This is a genomic window from Ideonella sp. sgz306126, from assembly GCF_056032705.1.
In genome coordinates this window covers 357443-376709 of sequence record NZ_JBVYWP010000001.1, presented here as the reverse complement: position 1 = coordinate 376709, position 19267 = coordinate 357443, and the positions used below count along the sequence as shown (strand labels likewise).

The 19267-nt window shown below is 69.1% G+C and carries 19 protein-coding genes; 8 read left to right on the top strand and 11 right to left on the bottom strand.

The features are described from left to right. The first annotated feature begins 36 nt into the window (after positions 1–36). Positions 37–1593 carry a glutamate--cysteine ligase gene (gshA, locus tag AC0N04_RS01730; RefSeq protein ID WP_474277985.1) on the top strand — a complete coding sequence of 519 codons (1557 nt, stop codon included), beginning with the start codon at positions 37–39 and terminating at the stop codon, positions 1591–1593. Positions 1594–1869: 276 nt separating this feature from the next. Further along, positions 1870–2076 (top strand): DUF3563 family protein, encoded by a 207-nt coding sequence (locus tag AC0N04_RS01725; RefSeq protein WP_474277983.1) that lies wholly within the window; start codon positions 1870–1872, stop codon positions 2074–2076. A gap of 15 nt (positions 2077–2091) precedes the next feature. Here AC0N04_RS01725 and paaZ read toward each other — a convergent pair whose 3' ends face one another. From paaZ to AC0N04_RS01690, 7 genes are all read right to left on the bottom strand, one after another. Beyond that, positions 2092–4140, bottom strand: a complete 2049-nt coding sequence (gene paaZ, locus AC0N04_RS01720; RefSeq protein WP_474277981.1) for a phenylacetic acid degradation bifunctional protein PaaZ — start codon at positions 4138–4140, stop codon at positions 2092–2094. A gap of 114 nt (positions 4141–4254) precedes the next feature. Next, positions 4255–5349: a 1,2-phenylacetyl-CoA epoxidase subunit PaaE gene (gene paaE / locus AC0N04_RS01715; RefSeq protein ID WP_474277979.1), complete on the bottom strand. Its 1095-nt coding sequence runs from the start codon at positions 5347–5349 to the stop codon at positions 4255–4257. 15 nt (positions 5350–5364) lie between these two features. After that, complete coding sequence (paaD, locus tag AC0N04_RS01710; RefSeq protein ID WP_474279034.1) at positions 5365–5913, bottom strand: 1,2-phenylacetyl-CoA epoxidase subunit PaaD; 549 nt, start codon at positions 5911–5913, stop codon at positions 5365–5367. After that, positions 5907–6719, bottom strand: coding sequence for a 1,2-phenylacetyl-CoA epoxidase subunit PaaC (paaC, locus tag AC0N04_RS01705; RefSeq protein ID WP_474277977.1), 813 nt, complete (start codon positions 6717–6719; stop codon positions 5907–5909). The genes paaD and paaC overlap by 7 nt, the downstream gene beginning before the upstream one ends. Positions 6720–6774: 55 nt before the next feature. Next, the gene (gene paaB, locus AC0N04_RS01700; protein WP_474277975.1) at positions 6775–7068 is read right to left on the bottom strand and encodes a 1,2-phenylacetyl-CoA epoxidase subunit PaaB; all 294 of its coding nucleotides are present in this window, start codon (positions 7066–7068) and stop codon (positions 6775–6777) included. 11 nt (positions 7069–7079) lie between these two features. Beyond that, complete coding sequence (gene paaA / locus AC0N04_RS01695; protein ID WP_474277973.1) at positions 7080–8090, bottom strand: 1,2-phenylacetyl-CoA epoxidase subunit PaaA; 1011 nt, start codon at positions 8088–8090, stop codon at positions 7080–7082. Positions 8091–8271: 181 nt separating this feature from the next. Beyond that, positions 8272–8505, bottom strand: a complete 234-nt coding sequence (locus tag AC0N04_RS01690) for a DUF2789 domain-containing protein (protein ID WP_474277972.1) — start codon at positions 8503–8505, stop codon at positions 8272–8274. A gap of 332 nt (positions 8506–8837) precedes the next feature. Between AC0N04_RS01690 and hppD the strand changes: the two genes are divergently transcribed. After that, on the top strand, positions 8838–9914 hold the full coding sequence (gene hppD / locus AC0N04_RS01685; protein WP_474277970.1) for a 4-hydroxyphenylpyruvate dioxygenase: 1077 nt from the start codon (positions 8838–8840) through the stop codon (positions 9912–9914). Positions 9915–9958: 44 nt separating this feature from the next. On the opposite strand, the gene AC0N04_RS01680 is transcribed toward hppD, so the two are convergent. Together AC0N04_RS01680 and AC0N04_RS01675 are read right to left on the bottom strand one after the other, a co-directional pair. Continuing rightward, on the bottom strand, positions 9959–10864 hold the full coding sequence (locus AC0N04_RS01680) for a transglutaminase-like domain-containing protein (RefSeq protein ID WP_474277968.1): 906 nt from the start codon (positions 10862–10864) through the stop codon (positions 9959–9961). Next, complete coding sequence (locus AC0N04_RS01675) at positions 10864–11541, bottom strand: class I SAM-dependent methyltransferase (RefSeq protein WP_474277966.1); 678 nt, start codon at positions 11539–11541, stop codon at positions 10864–10866. The genes AC0N04_RS01680 and AC0N04_RS01675 overlap by 1 nt, the downstream gene beginning before the upstream one ends. Positions 11542–11757: 216 nt before the next feature. Here AC0N04_RS01675 and AC0N04_RS01670 point away from each other — a divergent pair, with 216 nt between their 5' ends. The 4 genes from AC0N04_RS01670 (at position 11758) to AC0N04_RS01655 (ending at position 14929) form a co-directional block, all read left to right on the top strand. Then, positions 11758–12276: a YbaK/EbsC family protein gene (locus tag AC0N04_RS01670; RefSeq protein WP_474277964.1), complete on the top strand. Its 519-nt coding sequence runs from the start codon at positions 11758–11760 to the stop codon at positions 12274–12276. Beyond that, positions 12273–12506 carry a DUF1289 domain-containing protein gene (locus tag AC0N04_RS01665; protein ID WP_474277962.1) on the top strand — a complete coding sequence of 78 codons (234 nt, stop codon included), beginning with the start codon at positions 12273–12275 and terminating at the stop codon, positions 12504–12506. Before AC0N04_RS01670 ends, AC0N04_RS01665 begins: the two co-directional genes overlap by 4 nt. A 20-nt stretch (positions 12507–12526) precedes the next feature. Continuing rightward, the gene (locus tag AC0N04_RS01660) at positions 12527–13075 is read left to right on the top strand and encodes a DsbA family protein (RefSeq protein ID WP_474277960.1); all 549 of its coding nucleotides are present in this window, start codon (positions 12527–12529) and stop codon (positions 13073–13075) included. Positions 13076–13276: 201 nt separating this feature from the next. Then, the gene (locus AC0N04_RS01655; protein ID WP_474277958.1) at positions 13277–14929 is read left to right on the top strand and encodes an MFS transporter; all 1653 of its coding nucleotides are present in this window, start codon (positions 13277–13279) and stop codon (positions 14927–14929) included. Between the two features lie 41 nt (positions 14930–14970). On the opposite strand, the gene AC0N04_RS01650 is transcribed toward AC0N04_RS01655, so the two are convergent. Further along, a complete protein-coding gene (locus AC0N04_RS01650) occupies positions 14971–16038 on the bottom strand; it encodes a substrate-binding domain-containing protein (protein WP_474277957.1) in 1068 nt (355 codons plus the stop codon). A 165-nt stretch (positions 16039–16203) separates the two neighbouring features. On the opposite strand from AC0N04_RS01650, the gene AC0N04_RS01645 reads away from it, so the two are divergent. Continuing rightward, the gene (locus AC0N04_RS01645) at positions 16204–17871 is read left to right on the top strand and encodes an OFA family MFS transporter (protein ID WP_474277955.1); all 1668 of its coding nucleotides are present in this window, start codon (positions 16204–16206) and stop codon (positions 17869–17871) included. Positions 17872–17965: 94 nt separating this feature from the next. Here the strand turns inward: AC0N04_RS01645 and AC0N04_RS01640 are convergent, their stop codons facing one another. Then, on the bottom strand, positions 17966–19183 hold the full coding sequence (locus tag AC0N04_RS01640; RefSeq protein WP_474279032.1) for a YncE family protein: 1218 nt from the start codon (positions 19181–19183) through the stop codon (positions 17966–17968). Between the last annotated feature and the right edge of the window lie 84 nt (positions 19184–19267).

Here is a 19267-nt window from a genome sequence, read left to right as displayed (position 1 = left end):
GCAGCCAAGACCCCATGCCGTACGCCTGACACGGGAATGCGGTCCAATGGCGGCCCCACGACCTCCTTGGAGACCGGTTTGACCCCACCCACCCCTCGCCTGCAGGCCTTGAGTTCGGCACAACTGGCCGGCATGCGTCGCGGCGTCGAGAAGGAGGGGCTGCGGGTGCGACCGGACGGCACGCTGGCGACGACGCCGCATCCGGCCGCGCTGGGCTCGGCACTGACCCATCCGCACATCACCACCGACTTCAGCGAATCACAGCTCGAATTGGTCACCGGCGTGCATGACAGCGCCGAGTCCTGCCTGGCGGAACTGGCCGAACTGCACCAGGTGGTGGCGCGCGCGATCGGCGACGAGTGCATGTGGGTGGGCAGCATGCCCTGCACCTTGCCGGGCGACGACGAGATCCCGCTGGGCCGGTACGGCAGCTCGCACATCGGCCAGGCCAAGACGATCTATCGCCGAGGCCTGGGCTATCGCTATGGCCGGCGCATGCAGACCATCTGCGGCATCCACTACAACTGGTCGCTGCCGGGCCTGGACAACGACCAGTACTTCGCGCTGATCCGCAATGTGCGGCGCAAGGCCTTCGTGCTGCTGCTGTTGTTCGGGGCGTCGCCGGCGGTCGAGCGCTCCTTCGTCGAGGGGTTTCCGCATGGCCTGGAGCCCTTGGGCGACGACACGCTGTACCTGCCGTGGGCGACCTCGCTGCGGATGGGCAAGCTGGGCTACCAGAGCGACGCCCAGGCCTCGCTGGCGGTCAGCTACAACGACCTCGAAGGCTATGGCGCCAGCCTGCAGGAGGCGCTGACCCGGCGTTATCCGGCCTACGAGGCGATCGGCCTGCAAGGCGCCGACGGCGAATACCGCCAACTCTCGACCACGCTGCTGCAGATCGAGAACGAGTTCTACGGCACGATCCGCCCCAAGCGCCCGATCCGCTCCGGCGAGCGCCCGCTGCACGCGCTGCGTGAGCGTGGGGTCGAATATGTCGAGGTTCGCTGCATCGACTTGAATCCGTTCGAGGACGCCGGCCTGTCGGCCGACACGATGCGGGTGCTCGACGCCTTCCTGCTGCATTGCCTGACCAGCGACAGTCCGCCCGACAGTCCCCAGGAAAATGCCGAACTGGCCCGCAACCAGCACCTGACGGCGGCCCGCGGCCGGGAACCCGGCCTGCGCCTGGAGCGCGGCGGCCGGACCGTGGCGCTGACCGACTGGGCCGCCGAGGTGCTGGAAGGCTGCCTTGGCGCGGCCGAGCGACTGGACGCGGTGGCCGGCGGCAACCTGCATGCCACAGCGGTGCGGCTCGCCATGGCGGGGTTGCGCGAGCCCGACACGCTGCCGTCGGCCCGGGTGCTGCAAGCCCTGCGAGCCGATCATGGCGGCCAGCGCCTGCCGTTCTTGATTCACCGGTCGAGGGCAGCCCGCCAAGCCTGGCTGGAGCGCCCGATGCCGGCATCGGCCTGGCAGCGCTGGAGCGAGATGGCCGAGGCGTCACGCGACGCCCAGGCCCGGCTGGAGGCGCAGCAGACCGGCAGCTTCGAGGCCTTCCGCCGCGACTACCTCTCAACGACGCAGCTGGCCTGAGGCCGGACCGAGCCAGTACCCCTGTCGGCGTGCGGTGGCCTGCCGCCACGACCGGCCCGTGGCGAGCGCGGGGCCGGGTTTGAGCTGGATCGAGAAAGAGTGACAAATGGCCTGGGTTCGTGGGCCTGATCCCAGGAGGGGGATCAACCTAGGGTTTATACTTAAACCACGGGATAACCCTAGGGTCCCGGATAACAGGACGGTAGCCGGCCACACGCCGAAACCGCCGCCATCACACTCAAGTCGCCTACCCGGCGGCACTCGCACCGACTCATCATGAACCCCATCATTGCCACCCTGGGCGCGTTTCGCGCCGCCTTCCATTCGACCCATACCCCCAGCCTGAACGCCGATGAACGCTACCTGGCGGAAGCCCAGGACATCAGCGATCTGGAGCACCGCATGCGCGAGCTGGACGAGCACCGCGGCCCGCAATGGGCGAACGGCTTTCTGGCGATCTACCCGTCGGGCAGCGGGCGTTGAGCCTGCCGCGCTCGGTCAGGCCTTTTTGGCCACCAACGTCAGGATGTCGTAGCTGGCGACCAGCTCGCCGAGTTGGTTGCTGACTTCCACGTCCCAGGCGACCACGCCCTGGCCCACGCCCTTCGCGTCGACCTTGAATCGGTCGATCTTGCGCTTGGCGGTCAGCCGTGCCTGGATGGTGTCGCCGATGGCGACCGGCTTCACGAAGCGCAGCGTGTCCAGGCCGTAGTTGGCCAGCACCGGCCCCGGAGCGGGGCTGACGAACAGGCCGGCGGCGGCCGACAGCACGAAATAGCCATGCGCGATGCGCTGGCCGAACTGCGTGTCCTTCGCAGCGATCTCGTCGAAGTGCATGTAGAAGTAATCGCCCGAGATGCCGCCGAAGTTGACGAGGTCGGCCTCGGTGACGGTGCGGCGGTGCGTCAGCAGGCTCTCGCCGATCTGCAGATCCCCGAAGTGGCGGCGGAACGGGTGCAGCTCGGTCGTGATGCGTGCGGCGCCGCGGACGTATTCGCCGGTCACGGCCGCCAGCATCGTCGGTGAGCCTTGCAGCGCGGTGCGTTGCAGGTAGTGCTTGACCGCGCGCATGCCGCCCAGTTCCTCGCCGCCTCCCGCGCGGCCCGGGCCGCCGTGCTTGAGCATCGGCAACGGGCTGCCATGGCCGGTCGATTCGGGGGCGGCCTCCCGGTCCAGCACCAGCAGGCGGCCGTGCAGTGCGGCGGCCACCGGAATCGCCCGGGCCGCAATCTGCGGGCTGCGGGTCACCAGCGTGCCGACCAGGCTGCCGCGACCCCGGGCCGCCAGCGCCAGGGCCTGGTCGAGATCGTCGTAGGCCATCAGCGTGCTGACCGGGCCGAAGGCCTCGATGTCGTGGACCGCGTCGTTCGCCAGCGGCTGCCGCGCCAGCAGCAGCGTGGGGGCGAAGAAGGCGCCATCGGCGACGCCATCGCCCTGCGGCGCGAAGCCGTCCCTGGCGCCGAACACCGTCTCGGTGTCCTGCTGCAGCCGCGCGACGCGTTCGGCCACGTCGCGGACCTGATCGTGCGAGGCCAGCGGGCCCATCTTCACGCCGTCGCGGAGCGGGTCTCCGACGACGACCTTGGCGAGTCGGGCGCGCAGGGCCTGGGCCACCGCGTCGAGGTGCTGGCGCGGCACGATCGCCCGCCGGATGGCCGTGCACTTCTGGCCGGCCTTGACCGTCATCTCGCGCGCCACTTCCTTGACGAAGAGATCGAACTCCTCGTCGTCGGGGGTGACGTCCGGCGCCAGGATCGCGCAGTTGAGGGAGTCGGCCTCGGCATTGAACGGCACGCTGTGCGCCACCAGGGTGGGATGCACGCGCAGCTTGGCTGCGGTGTCGGCCGAGCCGGTGAAGGTGACCACGTCGCGGCCGTCCAGGCGGCCGAGCAGATCGCCGGTGCCGCCGATCACCAGCTGCAGCGCGCCGGCCGGCAGGAGGCCGCTGTCGGCGATCAGGCGCACCGCGGCCTCGGTCAGGTAGCTGGTCGCGCTGGCGGGCTTGCCGATGCAAGGCATGCCGGCCAGGAAGCTGGGCGCGAACTTCTCCAGCAGGCCCCAGATGGGGAAGTTGAAGGCGTTGATGTGCACCGCCAGCCCGCCGCGCGGCACGAGGATGTGGGTGCCGGCGAAGCAGCCGGTCTTGCCCAGTCCCAGCACCGGGCCTTCGTGCCACAGGTTGCCCGAAGGCAATTCGTTCGAGCCGGCGCTGGCGTAGGCGAACAGCGTGCCGGTGCCGCCTTCGATGTCGATCCAGCTGTCGGCCCGCGTCGCGCCGGTATGGGCCGAGACGGCGTAGAGCTGCTCCTTGTGCTCGTTCAGGTATTTGGCCAGCGCCTTCAACCGGGCCGCGCGCTGCTGGAAGTCCAGCGCCATCAGCGACGGCAGGCCGACCGTGCGGGCATGGTGCACCGCCTCGGCGAAGTCGATCGCCTCGGCGTGGGTGGCGTACACCGGCCGCCCGTTGACCGCGCTGCGCAGGGTCTGAGCCGGTGTCTGGCCGAACCAGCGGCCGGCGATGAAGCTTTGCAAGTGGGTGATGGTCATGGGTGTCGCAGCCGAAGAGGCTGCAGGTTCAGGCGGGTCGTTCGGTGGGCGTCGTCCAGCGGCCGCCGCGGAACCCGCATGGCCGGGCCGTCGGCGCTGCAGGCGGAGGGCCCATCAGCGGTCATCGAAGCTGAGGATCACGCGCTCGCTCAAGGGATGGGCCTGGCAGCACAGCACATAGCCGGCAGCGACCTCGTTCTTGTCGAGCGCGAAGTTGCGCTCCATGCGCACCTGGCCTTCGACCAGCTTGGCGCGGCAGGTGCCGCACACGCCCGAGGTGCAGCTGAACGGCACTTCCAGGCCGGCGGCGCTGGCCGCGTCGAGGATGCTGGGCTGGTCCTTGCGGAACACGATGTCGCGCGACAGGCCGTCGCGGATCAGCGTGATGCGCGCGCCGTCGGCGTCGCCGGGCAGCGCCTCGTGGATCACCGCGTCGCGCGCGGCATCGGCGGCGGCGCCGCCCGGGGCCACCCCGAAGCGCTCGATGTGGATGCGGTCCTCGGGCACGCCGGCCGCGGTCAGCGCCGCCTCGGCTTCGTCGTTCATCTGGAACGGACCGCACACGAAGGCGTGCGCGATGTTGGCGGCGGGCACCAGGCCGTGCAGGAATTCGCCGATCTTGCTGCGGTCCATCAGGCCGTGGTTGATCGCGGCGTCGGTCTGCTCGTCGGAGAACACATGGTGCAGCGCCAGGCGGGTCATGTAGCGGTTCTTCAGGTCCTCGATCTCTTCCTTGAACATCGTGGACTGCAGCGCGCGATTGCCGTAGATCAGCGTGAAGCGGCTGCCGGGTTCGCGCGCCAGCACCGTCTTCATGATCGACAGGATGGGGGTGATGCCGCTGCCGCCGGCGATGCCGACGAAGTGGCGCTGCGCCCCGGGCTGGATCGGCACGAAGAAGCGGCCCTGCGGTGCCATGACCTGCAGGGTGTCGCCCACCTTGAGCTGGCTGTTGATCCAGTTCGAGAACACGCCGCCCTTGACCTTGCGCACGCCCACGCGCAGCTCGCCGTCGTCGACGCCGGCGCAGATCGAGTACGAGCGGCGCAGATCCTGCCCATCGACCGTGTGGCGCAGCGTCAGGTACTGGCCCTGGGTGAAGCCGAAGGTCTCGCGCAGCTCGGCCGGTACCGCAAAGCTGACGATCACCGCCTCGGCGGTATCGGGTTCGATGTGCCGCACCTGGAGCGGATGGAACAGAACGCTCATCGTGTCGCCTTTGTCTCAGATCGGTTTGAAATGCTCGAACGGTTCGCGGCAGGCCACGCAGCGGTACAAGGCCTTGCAGGGCGTGGAGCCGAAGGCCGACAGGCGCTCGGTTCGATCGCTGCCGCAGCGCGGACAGGGCACGCTGGCGGTGGCCGGGCGTGCGCCGACCAGGCGGATCGGCACGCCCGCGGCCGGGTCGGTGGGGCCGGGCGGTGCGATGCCATAGGCCTGCAGCTTGGCGCGGCCGGCCTCGCTGAGCCAGTCGGTGGTCCAGGCCGGGTGGCGCTGCAGCGTCGCGCGGGCGGGACCGAGGCCGGCCTCGTTCAGCGCGTCCAGCACGCTGCGCTCGATGATCTCGGTGGCCGGGCAGCCCGAGTAGGTGGGGGTCAGCACCACTTCCACGTTCTCGGTCGAGGCATCGATCCGGACCTCGCGCACGATGCCCAGCTCGCAGACCGAGATCGCCGGCACTTCGGGGTCGGGCACCGTGTCCAGCACGGCCCACACGCGTTCGATGCGGGCGCGGCGCTGCGCGTCGGCCGCCACGGCGGGCTCGCTCACCAGGCGCCCCCGGGGTAGGCGCGCTGAAGGTATTGCATCTCGGTCAGCAGATGGCCCAGGTGTTCGCTGTGCACACCTCGCCTGCCGGTGCTGCGAAACGCGCTGGGCGCCGGGGCCACCAGATGTGCGGCAGCCAGCAATTCCGCCATTTCGGCATCGAAGGCCGGGCGCAGCTGGGAGACCGCCGGCCCCAGGCCGGTGGCGGCGGCGTGCCGGTCCACCGCGTCGTCCTCGAACAGCTCGGGCACGTAGCGCCACAGCTCGTCGACGGCGGCCTGCATGCGGCGAGCCGATTCGGCCGTGCCGTCGCCCAGGCGCAGCACCCAGTCGGCCGCATGGCGCACGTGGTAGCGCGCTTCCTTCACGGCCTTGCCGGCGATGGCGGCGAGTTCGCCGTCGTTGGACGAGGCCAGATGCTCCCACTGGGCCCGCAGCCACCAGGCGGCCACCAGGTTGCGCAGCACGGTGACGGCGAAATCGCGCTGGCCGCCCCGGCCGTTCGGCAATTCAACCAGCGTGGGGTTCAGGTAGTCGCGCTCGTCGCGCAGGAAGGCGAGCTGGTCTTCGTCGAGCGGCGCGGTGCCGGCCGCGGCCGCGCCCAGCCGGCCGGCGTGGGTCAGCAGCGAGCGGGCCTGGCCGATCAGGTCCTGCGCCATGTTGGTCAAGGCCAGGTCTTCTTCCAGCGCCGGCGCATGGCCGCACCATTCCGACAGGCGCTGGGCGAGGATCAGGCAGGTGTCGGCCAGGCGCAGCACGTACTGCACCTCGGGCGCACGGCTCGGGCTGATGGAGGACGAGGTGGCGTTCATGGGGTGGGGCGGTCGGAGGGAGATGGCAAGGCCAGGGCGCGCGGCGGGCGACGCATCACATGTGGTCGACGGAGCTCGGCAACTTGTAGAACGTCGGGTGGCGGTAGACCTTGTCTTCCATCGGATCGAAGTACGCGTCCTTGTCGGCGGGGTCGCTGGCCGTGATCTGGTCCGACCGGACCACCCACACGCTGGTGCCCTCCTGGCGCCGGGTGTAGACATCGCGCGCCATCTGCACGGCCATCTGCGGATCGGGGGCGTGCAGGCTGCCGCAGTGCTTGTGGTCCAGCCCGGCCTTGCTGCGCACGAAGACTTCGAACAAAGGCCATTCACCGTGTACGTCACTCATGCGTTTCTCCTTCAGGCAGCTTGTTGCTCGGGGGTGTTCTTGCGGGCATGGGCCAGTGCGGCGTCGCGCACCCAGGCCCCGTCGTCCCAGGCTTGCACGCGCATCGCCAGGCGTTCACGGTTGCAGGGCCCGTCGCCGCCGACCACGCGCCAGAACTCGTCCCAGTCGATCGCGCCGAAGTCGTGGTGGCCGCGGGCTTCGTTCCACTTCAGTTCGGGATCGGGCAGGGTGACGCCCAGCACCTGGGCCTGCTGCACGGTGGCGTCGACGAACTTCTGACGCAAGTCGTCGTTGCTGATGCGCTTGATGCCCCAGCGCATGCTTTGCGCGCTGTGGGTGCTGTCGGCATCGTGCGGCCCGAACATCATCAGGCAAGGCCACCACCAGCGGTTCACGGCGTCCTGCACCATGGCCTTCTGCGCGGCGGTGCCGCTCTGCATCATCACCAGCAGGCTGTCGTAGCCCTGGCGCTGGTGGAAGCTCTCTTCGCGGCAGATGCGGATCATGGCCCGTGCGTACGGCGCATACGAGCAGCGACAGATCGGCACCTGGTTCATGATGGCCGCGCCGTCCACCAGCCAGCCGATGGTGCCGATGTCGGCCCAGGTCAGCGTGGGGTAGTTGAAGATCGAGCTGTACTTGGCCTTGCCGCTGTGCAGCGCGCCCAGCAACTGGTCCCGGCTTTGCCCCAAGGTCTCGGCGGCGGCGTAGAGGTACAGGCCGTGGCCGCCTTCGTCCTGGATCTTGGCCAGCAGGATGGCCTTGCGCTTGAGCGTCGGTGCACGCGTCACCCAGTTGCCCTCGGGCAGCATGCCGACGATCTCGCTGTGTGCATGCTGGCTGATCTGGCGCAGCAGGGTCTTGCGGTAGTCGTCGGGCATCCAGTCCTTGGCCTCGATGAAATCGCCCGCGTCGATGCGGGCATCGAAGGCCTGCTGGTGCTGCAACTCCTCGGCGGAGCGCAAGGCCCGGGGCGGGCTGCCCTCGTCCTTGCCCATCGTGTCCATGGCTTGGGTGTACATGCGTCGTCCTTTGTCGAGGCGAGGCGACCGGTGCGTGCAAGCCGAGGCTTGCGCTGTTCAGAATTCACCGACCGATCGGTCGGATAATGTATCGTCCGACGCTTGTTTGACGCAAGTCATGGGAGACGGTGAAAACCCGGGGGCGGCGCGCGGTGGGCCGTCCCTGCCGGGCGACCGGGGCTCAGCCGCGCATCAAGGCGTCCAGCGCGTCGACCACTTCGGCCCAGTCGGCGTCGTTCGCCCATTGCTCGCGCAGGAACTGGGCCTGGCTGGCGCTCCACACCGGCGCGTCGGCCAGCGCCATGCCCCTGGGCAGCGGGCCCGCGGTGCGCAGGAAGTGCTCGATGCCGGCGACATCGCCCGGCAGACCCAGTTGGCGGAACAGGTCGCCGAGGGGGTGGAAGTGACTGTCCATGGGAGTCCGCCTTTCAGCATCGATGGCCGCGATGCCGACAGCTTGGCACGTTGCGCCGGGCACGTCATCCCGGCCCGCGTGCCGGCCCTGTCGGTGGGTCTGCCGAGCGGGCGTCGGCACTTGTGCGGATGGGCAGCGCTGCGAAATGTCACTACCATGCGCGCCATGACGAACTTCGTCTTTCAAGGTGTGATCGGCGATCACCTCGCACGCAGCGTGCGGGGCCTGCCGTGCTCTCCGCCTGTGAACCGGTTGGGTCTCTGAACCGTCCGCCTGCACGCCCGATCCGGGGCGCGCAGGCCCGTCTGCCTTCCGTTTTCAGGAGCCTTGCAATGGCTGATTTGTTTGACAACCCCATGGGCCTCATGGGGTTCGAGTTCGTCGAGTTCGCGTCCCCCGTCCCCGGAATGCTGGAACCGCTGTTCGAGAAGATGGGCTTCTCGCTGGTCGCGCGGCACCGGTCCAAGAACGTCTCGCTGTTCCGCCAGGGCGAGATCAATTTCATCGTCAACAACGAACCTCGCAGCGTCGCCGGCTACTTCGCGGCCGAGCACGGCCCGTCGGCCTGCGGGATGGCGTTTCGCGTCCAGGATTCGCACCGGGCCTACGCCCGCGCGCTGGAACTGGGTGCGCAGCCGGTCGAGATTCCCACCGGGCCGATGGAGTTGCGCCTGCCGGCGATCAAGGGCATCGGCGGCGCGCCGCTGTACCTGATCGACCGCTTCGAGGACGGCAAGTCCATCTACGACATCGACTTCGAGTTCATCGAGGGGGTGCCGCGGCGGCCGGTCGGCCACGGCCTGAAGCTGATCGACCACCTGACGCACAACGTCTACCGCGGCCGCATGGCCTTCTGGGCGAACTTCTACGAGCGCCTGTTCAACTTCCGCGAGATCCGCTACTTCGACATCCAGGGCGAATACACCGGGCTGACCAGCAAGGCCATGACCGCACCGGACGGCAAGATCCGCATCCCGCTGAACGAGGAGTCGAGCAAGGGCAGCGGCCAGATCGAGGAGTTCCTGATGCAGTTCAGCGGCGAGGGCATCCAGCACGTGGCCCTGCTGACGGACGACCTGCCGGGCACGATCGACCAGCTCGCGCTGGCCGGCATTCCGCTGATGACCGCGCCCGGCCCGGCGTATTACGAGATGCTGGAAGAACGGCTGCCCGGCCATGGCGAGAACGTCAGCGCGCTGCAGACCCGCGGCATCCTGCTCGACGGCAGCACCCAGGGCGGTGCGCCTCGCCTGCTGCTGCAGATCTTCTCGCAGACCTTGCTGGGTCCGGTGTTCTTCGAGTTCATCCAGCGCAAGGGCGACGACGGCTTCGGCGAAGGCAACTTCAAGGCGCTGTTCGAATCGATGGAGCGCGATCAGCTGCGCCGCGGCGTGATCCGGGCCGATTGAGGGCCGGGCCGCTGCCCTACGGCCGTGGCACCCTCACCGGGAGGCTACGGCCCCGCGTCGGTCGACAGCGCCCGCGTGGTGCGGTAAGGCAGGGTCCAGCGGCCTGATCCGTCGTCCTGTGCGCCGATCTGGATCAGCGGCGGCTGGGTGCGCACGCTGCCGAAGATGGTGGCGAACGACACGTCCGCCGCGTCACGGCCGGTGCCCATGCGCACGAAGCCCATCGGGATCGCGGTGCCGGAAGGATCGAACAGATACCAGCGCTGGCCCAGGAAGACCTCGACGTAGGCATGGAAGTCGGTCGGTCCCAGGGCCGGATCGGCGCCGAAGTCGATGCCGGTGGTGAAGCGCGCCGGGATGCTCAGCGCCCGGCACAGCGCAATCATCAGGTGCGCGAAGTCGCGGCACACGCCGACCCGGTCGGTCACCGTGTCCAGCGCCGAGGTGGTCGAGGTCGAGGTGTTGGACTGGAAGCGCACCTGGCGCTGGACCCAGTCCTGGATCGCCTGCACGCGGCCATAGCCCTGGCGCAGGTGCCCGAACTCGGCCATCGCCAGCACGGCCAGGCGGTCCGACTGGCAGTAGCGACTGGGGTAGATGTAGTGCAGCACCTGGGGCTGCAACCGGGCCACCGGCACTTCGGGCACCGGGTCTGGCGCCGCGCTGTGGTGGTGCAGATCCACGGTGGCGTGGTAGCTCAGATGCAGCGGACCCGGGCCGGCGCTCAGGCGCAGGTAGCGGTTGGCGGTGGCCGGGTCGGTCCACAGGCTGCTGGCCACCGGCTGGCTGAGCTGAAGTCCCTCGTCGACCACGGTCTGGTGGCGCGTGTGGGCGCAATGGACGTTGAAGACGAAATCGGCACCGGGCGGTGCGATGTCGTAGCTCAGCGTGATCGCCAGCTGCAGGCGCACCCGGAGGGCCTGAACGGGGTCGACGGCGGTCTGGTTCATCATGGGCTCCGGCGGGTGAAGTGGAGCAGGCGCCCGCTGTAGGCGCCGCCAGGTCCTTCGGGGTCGCGAATCGCGGTTTCGTGCAGGCGGTAGCCCAGGCCGCCCATGCGGCGGTTGAAGGCACTGCGGTTGCCCCGGTTCGGGTCGATCACCATCACCTCGCCGTCGGCGCGCGCGTGGCGCCCGATGAAGCGGGGCAGCACGCCGGCATCGTCGCGCTCGTAAAGGATGTCGCTGCCCATGATCAGCGCGTAGCGTTCGGCGGCCGGATCGTCGCCATCGCCCTCGTCGGCCCAGCCGCCGCCCAGGAAGGGCATCGGCGGCAATGCGTTCAGTCGCAGGTTTTCCATCAGGAAGGCCTGCGCCAGCGGGTGGATGTCGCTGGCGGTGACTTGCGCGCCGCGCCGGTGGCCGACCAGGCTGGCCAGCGCCAGGCCGCAGCCCAGTTCGAGGATGCGCTCATCGGGGGCCACCGGCCGCAAGGCCATGGCAGCGGCCAGATGCTGGCCCGAGGGCCACAGCAAGCCGAACAAGGGCCAGTGGGCGGACGAGATGCCGGCTGCGGCGGCCAGGCCGTCGGGATCGGCGAACTGCTGGCGGTCGAGCAGCGAGCGGATGGTCAGATCGGCCACGCCGCGGACGCTGATCTGCTCGGTCTTGACTTGGTAGCCCGGCATGCGCGGCGTCCTCGTGGTGGGGCTGGCCGCCTGGAGGATGCAGGCACAGCCGGTGGATCAACGCCGTGCCGGGCCGGTGCGGGAGCCGCACGCCGGGAGCAAAACGAAAACCGCCGCCCGACAACAAGCCCGGCGGCGGCAGGGCCGAGTGTGCGCCCGCGCGCCCCGCCTGGCAAGCGCGGCGACAATCACCGCAGTTTGACGCCGGGTCCGTCCATGTCCGAATCTGCAAGTACCACCTCCCCTGAGCTCAACGCCGATGCGGCCCACGCCGGCTTCGCGCGGGTCGCCTCGTTGTTGCAAGACCTGGGCCACCCGCATGCCCCGCAATGGCTGGGCGTGCCGGCGCGCACGGCGCAGGAAGCGGCCGATGCGCTCGGGGTGCAACTCGGCCAGATCGCCAAGAGCGTGATCTTTCGACGCCGCGCCGACGACTGCGCGGTGCTGGTGGTGACCTCGGGCGACCGGCGTGTCGACGAAAAGAAGGTGGCGGGGCAGGTCGGCGCGATCGGCCGTGCCGATGCGGACTTCGTCAAGTCGCGCACCGGCTACTCGATCGGTGGCGTGTCGCCGCTGGGTCACGCCACGCCGCCGGTGGTGCTGATCGATCGCGAGTTGCTGCGCTTCGAGCAGATCTGGGCCGCGGCGGGTCATCCCAACGGCGTGTTCCGGCTCAGCCCGTCGGATCTGGCGCGCTGGACCGCGGCGCCGCTGGTGGACGTGGTGCAGGCATGACCTCGCCCGAGCACGCGCCTGAGCAAGGCGCGGCGCTACCCGCTGGCCGCGTCGCGTCGCCCTGCACCGGCGTGTGCCGGATCCCCGCCGGCCAACCCTGGTGCGAGGGCTGCTGGCGCAGCCTCGACGAGATCGCGGCCTGGTCCTCGATGTCCGACGCCCAGCGGCGCGACGTCTGGTCGTTGCTGCCGGCGCGCCGGCCCGCGGCGGCACCCGGCACGCCGGCCTGAGGCGCCGATCGGACGTCGCCATGCAGCGCGTGAGGTTTCATTTCGATGTCGCGTCGCCCGCCGCGTACCTGGCGTTCGAACGCCTGCCGGAGGCGCTGGCGGGCATCAGCCATCACGTCGAATACCACCCGGTGGCGTCGGCCGGCCTGCCTGGGGCCGCGGCCGACGCAGCCTGCGACGGGGCCGCGCCTGACGCGGCGGACCCGCCCTTGCAAACGCCCGCACCGTGCCCGTTCGATCCGCTGCCGCTGCTGGGCTTGATGCTGTGCGCGGACGCTGCCGGACGACTGCCCAACCGGCGCGTGGTCGAGGCGGTGATGCGCCATGTCTGGCAGGGCGGGGGGGCGGACCCGAACGAGCCGCAGCGGCTGCGCGCGCTGGCGGCCGAGTTGGGCCTGGCGCCAACCCGGCCGTGCGCCGGCGCGATGGATCGGCTGCGGCAGCTGACCGATGCCGCCGTCGCCCGGGGGGTGACCGGCGTCCCGAGCTTCGAGGCCGGTGGCCGGCTCTACGAAGGCCTGGACGCGTTGCCGAGCCTGCGCGCCGACCTGTTGGCGACGCGGGACTGAACCCGCGCCGGCCGGCGCGCGGATCAGGTCTTTCCCGACCCCGACCCGCGGTCCCACCATGCGGAATCAGCCCCGAGGGTCTGCCCTGAGGTTGTCAGCTTTCATTCAGTTTGACGTCAGACCGAGGTCAGACAAGCTGCCCACAGTCCGGCCACACTGCCTCGACGTTGAGGCAACCGACGACAACAACTGGAGACCAGCATGGCAACAATCGCGGCCAACGCGCCGATGACGAGCGAGGAGAAGAAGGTCATCTTCGCCTCGTCCTTGGGCACCGTGTTCGAGTGGTACGACTTCTACCTCTACGGCACGCTGGCGGTGATCATCGGCAACCAGTTCTTCTCGGCGTTGGACCCGGCCTCGCGCACCATCTTTGCGCTGCTGGCCTTTGCCGCCGGCTTCTTCGTGCGGCCGCTGGGTGCGCTGGTGTTCGGCCGCCTGGGCGACATGATCGGGCGCAAGTACACCTTCCTGGTCACGATCCTGATCATGGGCTTGTCGACCTTCATCGTCGGCGTGCTGCCCAACTATGCGTCGATCGGGGTCGCCGCGCCGGTGGTGCTGATCGGCCTGCGCATGCTGCAAGGCTTGGCGCTGGGCGGCGAGTACGGCGGCGCGGCCACCTACGTGGCCGAGCATGCACCGCACGGCAAGCGCGGCGCCTACACCTCGTGGATCCAGACCACCGCCACCGCGGGCCTGTTCCTGTCGCTGCTGGTGATCCTGGGCGTGCGCACCATGATCGGCGAGAAGGCCTTTGCCGACTGGGGCTGGCGGATCCCGTTCATCGTGTCGATCGTGCTGCTGGCGGTGTCGGTCTGGATCCGGCTGTCGATGAACGAATCGCCGGCCTTCCGCAAGATGAAGGAAGAGGGCCGCACCTCCAAGGCGCCGCTGACCGAATCGTTCGGCCAATGGCGCAACCTGAAGATCGTGATCCTGGCGCTGATCGGCCTGACCGCCGGCCAGGCGGTGGTCTGGTACACCGGCCAGTTCTACGCGCTGTTCTTCCTCACCGGGGCGCTGAAGGTGGACGGCGCCACCGCCAACATCCTGGTCGCGATCTCGCTGCTGATCGGCACGCCGTTCTTCATCGTCTTCGGCGCGCTGTCCGACAAGATCGGCCGCAAGCCCATCATCATGGCCGGCTGCCTGATCGCGGCGCTGACCTATTTCCCGCTGTTCCGCGCGTTGACCGAAGCCGCCAACCCCGATCTCGCCCAGGCCCAGGCCGCCAACCGGGTCACCGTCACCGCCGACCCGGCCGAGTGCTCGTTCCAGTTCAACCCGACGGGCACCTCCAAGTTCACCAGCTCATGCGACATCGCCAAGCAGGTGCTGTCCGCCGGCTCGGTCAGCTACGACAACGTGGCTGGCACCGGCCCGGCCAAGATCAGCATCGGCAGCACCGTGATCGAGAGCTTCTCGGTCGCCGGGCTGCCGGCCGACGAGGCCAAGAAGCGCGACGGCGACTTCAAGAAGGCCGTGGGCGAGGCGCTGAAGGCCGCGGGCTATCCGAGCAAGGCCGATCCGGCCAAGATCGACAAGGTCAAGATCGTCGCGATCCTGACGCTGCTGGTGATCTTCGTGACCATGGTCTACGGCCCGATCGCGGCGATGCTGGTCGAGATGTTCCCGACCCGCATCCGCTACACCTCGATGAGCCTGCCGTATCACATCGGCAACGGCTGGTTCGGCGGTTTCCTGCCGGCCACCGCGCTGGCCATCGTGGCCGAGACCGGCAACATGTACAACGGCCTGTGGTATCCGATCATCGTGGCCGCGGTGACCTTCGTCGTCGGGATGCTGTTCCTGAAGGAAACCAAGGACATCGACATCTACGCCAAGGACTGACCGCGCGGGCGCCTGCAGGCGCGTGCGGGCCTGCGCGTGCCCTATCGTCCGAACGCCGTGGCCAACGGGGCGACGCGCCCCGCATGCCGCGCGTCATAGCCGGGCAGCGCGTTGATCGCCTGATGGAACGCCGCGCTCTGCAGCAGCGTCAGCGCGGCCTGCATCGGCGCACCGGCCAGCGTGCTGGCGGAGCACAGCAGGAAGTAGCGCTCGTTGGCCAGCGGGATGAAGTCGAGCTTGAAATGGCGGGCGGGCGTCTCCAGGCCGAAGCCGGCGTCGGCCATGCCGCTGGCGACGTAGGCGGCCACCGCCGCGTGCGTGAACTCGCCCTGCTCGAAGCCGGCGATGGCGCGCGGCGCGACCTCTTGGCCGGCGAGCAGGCCTTCGAGCAGAAAGCGCGTGCCGGAGCCGGCGTGCCGGTTGATGAAGCGCACTTCCGGACGCGTCAGATCGGCCAGTTCGTAGATCTTCTTCGGGTTGCCGGGGGGCACCATCAGGCCCTGGCGCCGCGTGGCGATGTCGATGACCTGCAGGTCGTCGCCCTCCAGCCAGCGCGCGTAGTGCGCCAGCGCCGCGGCCTGCAGCCGCCCCTCGGGAATGTGGAAGCCGGCCACGTCGCAGGCGTGATCGTGCAGCGCAGCCGCCGCTTCGATGCTGCTGCCGTAGCGGCGCTCGATCGTCATCCGGTCGCGGGTCAGCGCTTCCACCAGCTTCTCGATCGCGTAGCCATGGCTGGCGTGCAGCCGCAGCGCCACCGGTTCGGTGGGGATGACCTGGGCGAGTTCGGTCGCCAGCTCAGAGGCCAGCGACTCCAGCACCGGGCTGAGCCGGGCGGTGATGCGGTGGTCGGCCCAGACCAGCTTCTCGCCCAGCGCGCTCAGGGTCGAGCCCTTGCCACGCTCCATGTGCAGCAGGCTGGCGTCGAAATGGGCTTCGCCCTGGCGCACCAGATCCCAGGCATGGCGATAGGAAATCCCCAGTTGCTGGCAGGCCGCCAGCAGGCTTTTCTGGGCCTGGACCTGGACCAGCAACTCCAGCAGACGGGGGGGCAGCGGCGGGCGGTCCGGGTCGTGCAGCGTCCAGACCGGACGGATCGAGATGTGCTTCATAGGGACTGTCCCTTAAGTGCTGGACGGCATATGCAGCGGCACCACAACGCATAAGCCGCCTGTCGAAAGCGAGCATAGCCGGTGTCAATCCCCTGCGGCGACACTAGCGCATCGCAACATCAATCCCGAGGCCCGGGCGCCGCGGGGTTGACCCTAGGAGAACGCATGTCCACGGTGATGAACAGATCGACCGGTACCGCCGGTGAGTCGAGTCTGCTGTCCAAGGAGCGCATTGTGGCCGCCCCCGGCTACAACCGCTGGCTGGTGCCGCCTGCGGCGCTGGCGATCCACCTGTGCATCGGGATGGCCTACGGCCTGTCGGTGTTCTGGCTGCCGCTGTCCAAGGCGCTGGGCATCAAGGAGGCGCTGAAGTGCGGGCCGGACGTCGGCTTCTTCCAGCAGCTGTTCGTCACGAACTGCGACTGGTCGATCGCGTCGCTGGGCTGGATGTTCACCCTCGGCATCGTGTTGCTGGGCGTGTCGGCCGCCATCTGGGGCGGCTGGCTGGAACATGCCGGGCCGCGCAAGGCCGGCGTGGTCGCGGCGCTGTGCTGGGGCGGCGGCATGCTGCTGTCGGCGCTGGGCATCTACCACCATCAGCTGTGGCTGATGATGCTCGGCACCGGCTTCATCGGCGGCATCGGCCTGGGTCTGGGCTACATCTCGCCGGTCAGCACCTTGATCAAGTGGTTTCCGGACAAGCGCGGCATGGCCACCGGCATGGCCATCATGGGCTTCGGCGGCGGCGCCATGATCGGCGCGCCGCTGGCGGCCGAGCTGATGAAGCACTTCGCCTCGGCGACCGATGTCGGCGTGTGGCAGACCTTCGCCGTGCTGGGCGGTCTCTACATCGTCGCGATGCTGCTGGGCGCCTTTGGCTACCGCGTGCCCGCCAGCGGCTGGAAGCCTGAGGGTTGGACGCCGCCGGCGCCCAAGGCGGGCCAGAACATGATCACCCAGCAGCATGTCCACGTGAAGCGGATCTGGGGCATCCCTCAGTTCTGGCTGGTCTGGTTGGTGCTGTGCATGAACGTCAGCGCCGGCATCGGCGTGATCGGCATGGCCAGCCCGATGTTGCAGGAGGTGTTCGGCGGCAGCCTGATCGGCGTGGCCAAGAGGTTCGGCGAACTCGACAAGACCCAGCTCACCGCGATCGCGGGTGTCGCGGCCGGCTTTGCGGCGCTGCTGAGCCTGTTCAACATCGTCGGTCGCTTCTTCTGGGCCAGCCTGTCCGACAAGCTGGGTCGCAAGCTGACCTACACGATCTTCTTCGTGCTCGGCGGCGTGCTGTACTTCAGCGTGCCGGCCAGTGCCGGTGCCGGCAGCAAGCTGCTGTTCGTCGGCGCCTTTTGCATCATCCTGAGCATGTACGGCGGCGGCTTTGCGACCGTGCCGGCCTACCTGGCCGACCTGTTCGGCACCCAGATGGTCGGTGCGATCCACGGCCGCTTGCTGACCGCCTGGTCGACGGCCGGCGTGATCGGGCCGGTGGTGGTGAACTACATGCGCGAGTACCAGTTGGGCCTGGGCCTGCCCGCCAGCCAGGTCTACAACCAGACCATGTACATCCTGGTGGGCATGCTGGTGGTCGGTCTGATCAGCAACTGGCTGGTGCGTCCGGTCGCCGACAAGTACTTCATGACGCCGGCCGAGCTGGCCGAAGAGCAGCGCATTGCGCATGACCGCGCCGCAGCCACGGCCGCCGGTCCCGGCACGATGACCTTCCACAAGTCGTCGACGGCATCGGTCGTGCTGGCCTGGGTGGCGGTGGGCATTCCGCTGGCCTGGGGCGTCTACCGCACGGCACTCAGCGTCGCCAAGTTCTTCCACTGACGCCGCGGCGGCTTCCGTCATGACAAGGGCCACCGGTGACGGTGGCCCTTGTCGTATCCGGCCGGTCGCGGCCGCCGCAGGGCCGCTGGCGCCTTCAGCGCAGATTGCCGGTATGGCCCAGCGAATAGCGGCCGGGCTGCGGCCAGACCGTCAGGCCGTGCGGCTCCTGGCCGACCGGGATCTCGTTGACCGCGCCGGTGCGGGTGTTGAAGCGATAGACCACATCGTCGAACCGGCCCGACAGCCACAGCCACTTGCCGTCCGCGCTGACGTTGCCCATGTCGGGGCTGCCGCCGCCGGGCACCGGCCAGCGCGCGGTGATCTGGTTCGTGGCGAAGTCGATCACGGTGACGCTGCCCGGGCCATGGTGCGGGCCGTGGATGCGGTGCGAGCCGCGGTTCGCGACGTACAGGCTCTTGCCATCGCGGCTCGGGTACAGGCCATGGGCCGCCACGCCGGTCGCGATCAGGCCGGTCTCGGTGAAGCTGTCGCCGTCGATGACGTGCACGCCATCGGCTTCCATGTCGGCGACGTAGAAGCGCTTGCCGTCGGGCGAGATCCGGATGTCTTGCGGCATGCCCTTCGTCGACGAGCAGATCTCGCTGGCCGGCGCATCGGCCGGTATCGCCGGCGAATCCTTGTAGCGGGTGCGCGGCATCTTGAGCTTCAGATAGCCGAGCACCTTGCGGTTGACGAGGTCGACCTTGGCCAGGCTGCCGTCGAATTCGCAGGTGAAGATCGCGTAGCGGCCGTCGATGGAAAAGTCGGCGTGGTTGATGCCGCCGCAGCGGGGGGTCTCGATGCTGTACTGCATCGCCATCGTGTGCGGGTCGCGGAAATCGAGGCGGTGGTGGGCTTCCGCGACGACGATCGCCGACTTGCCGTCCGGCGTGAAATACAGGTTGTACGGGTCGTCCACGGGCAGCGCCTGGCCGGGCTTGCCGGTGCGCGGGTCGATCGGGGTCAGGCTGCCGGTGGTGCGGCGCTCGGCGTTGTTGGCCACCCAGAGGGTGCGCAGGTCCCAGGCCGGCACGATGTGCTGCGGGCTGTCGCCGACCTTGAAGCGGTCCACCACCTTCAGCGTCGCCGGGTCGATCACCGAGACGTCGTCCGAGCGCAGGTTGGGCACGTAGACGCGCTCCAGATCGCCGCGCACCGCCGCGCTCAGGTGGGCCGGCCCGTGGGTCTCGCTGTACAAGTCCTGCGGGTCGACGACCGGCGGCATGCCCGGCACCGTGACGATGGCTGGCGCGGCCTTGGGGGCCGGCGTGGACGGGGTCGCGCTCGCGCCATGGCTCAGGCCCACGGCCATCACGCCGGCAGCGCCGGCGGCCACGATCAGGCCGGCACTCAGCACACTTTGCTTGTTCAAGGGGGAAGGCTCCGAAATCAAAAG

What these genes read in the sequence shown, in the direction of transcription:
- gshA (WP_474277985.1), top strand. Translation starts at nt 37, where the DNA reads ATGCGGTCCAATGGCGGCCCCACGACCTCCTTGGAGACCGGTTTGACC.
- AC0N04_RS01725 (WP_474277983.1), top strand. Translation starts at nt 1,870, where the DNA reads ATGAACCCCATCATTGCCACCCTGGGCGCGTTTCGCGCCGCCTTCCAT.
- paaZ (WP_474277981.1), bottom strand. Translation starts at nt 4,140, where the DNA reads ATGACCATCACCCACTTGCAAAGCTTCATCGCCGGCCGCTGGTTCGGC.
- paaE (WP_474277979.1), bottom strand. Translation starts at nt 5,349, where the DNA reads ATGAGCGTTCTGTTCCATCCGCTCCAGGTGCGGCACATCGAACCCGAT.
- paaC (WP_474277977.1), bottom strand. Translation starts at nt 6,719, where the DNA reads ATGAACGCCACCTCGTCCTCCATCAGCCCGAGCCGTGCGCCCGAGGTG.
- paaB (WP_474277975.1), bottom strand. Translation starts at nt 7,068, where the DNA reads ATGAGTGACGTACACGGTGAATGGCCTTTGTTCGAAGTCTTCGTGCGC.
- paaA (WP_474277973.1), bottom strand. Translation starts at nt 8,090, where the DNA reads ATGTACACCCAAGCCATGGACACGATGGGCAAGGACGAGGGCAGCCCG.
- AC0N04_RS01690 (WP_474277972.1), bottom strand. Translation starts at nt 8,505, where the DNA reads ATGGACAGTCACTTCCACCCCCTCGGCGACCTGTTCCGCCAACTGGGT.
- hppD (WP_474277970.1), top strand. Translation starts at nt 8,838, where the DNA reads ATGGCTGATTTGTTTGACAACCCCATGGGCCTCATGGGGTTCGAGTTC.
- AC0N04_RS01680 (WP_474277968.1), bottom strand. Translation starts at nt 10,864, where the DNA reads ATGAACCAGACCGCCGTCGACCCCGTTCAGGCCCTCCGGGTGCGCCTG.
- AC0N04_RS01675 (WP_474277966.1), bottom strand. Translation starts at nt 11,541, where the DNA reads ATGCCGGGCTACCAAGTCAAGACCGAGCAGATCAGCGTCCGCGGCGTG.
- AC0N04_RS01670 (WP_474277964.1), top strand. Translation starts at nt 11,758, where the DNA reads ATGTCCGAATCTGCAAGTACCACCTCCCCTGAGCTCAACGCCGATGCG.
- AC0N04_RS01665 (WP_474277962.1), top strand. Translation starts at nt 12,273, where the DNA reads ATGACCTCGCCCGAGCACGCGCCTGAGCAAGGCGCGGCGCTACCCGCT.
- AC0N04_RS01660 (WP_474277960.1), top strand. Translation starts at nt 12,527, where the DNA reads ATGCAGCGCGTGAGGTTTCATTTCGATGTCGCGTCGCCCGCCGCGTAC.
- AC0N04_RS01655 (WP_474277958.1), top strand. Translation starts at nt 13,277, where the DNA reads ATGGCAACAATCGCGGCCAACGCGCCGATGACGAGCGAGGAGAAGAAG.
- AC0N04_RS01650 (WP_474277957.1), bottom strand. Translation starts at nt 16,038, where the DNA reads ATGAAGCACATCTCGATCCGTCCGGTCTGGACGCTGCACGACCCGGAC.
- AC0N04_RS01645 (WP_474277955.1), top strand. Translation starts at nt 16,204, where the DNA reads ATGTCCACGGTGATGAACAGATCGACCGGTACCGCCGGTGAGTCGAGT.
- AC0N04_RS01640 (WP_474279032.1), bottom strand. Translation starts at nt 19,183, where the DNA reads ATGGCCGTGGGCCTGAGCCATGGCGCGAGCGCGACCCCGTCCACGCCG.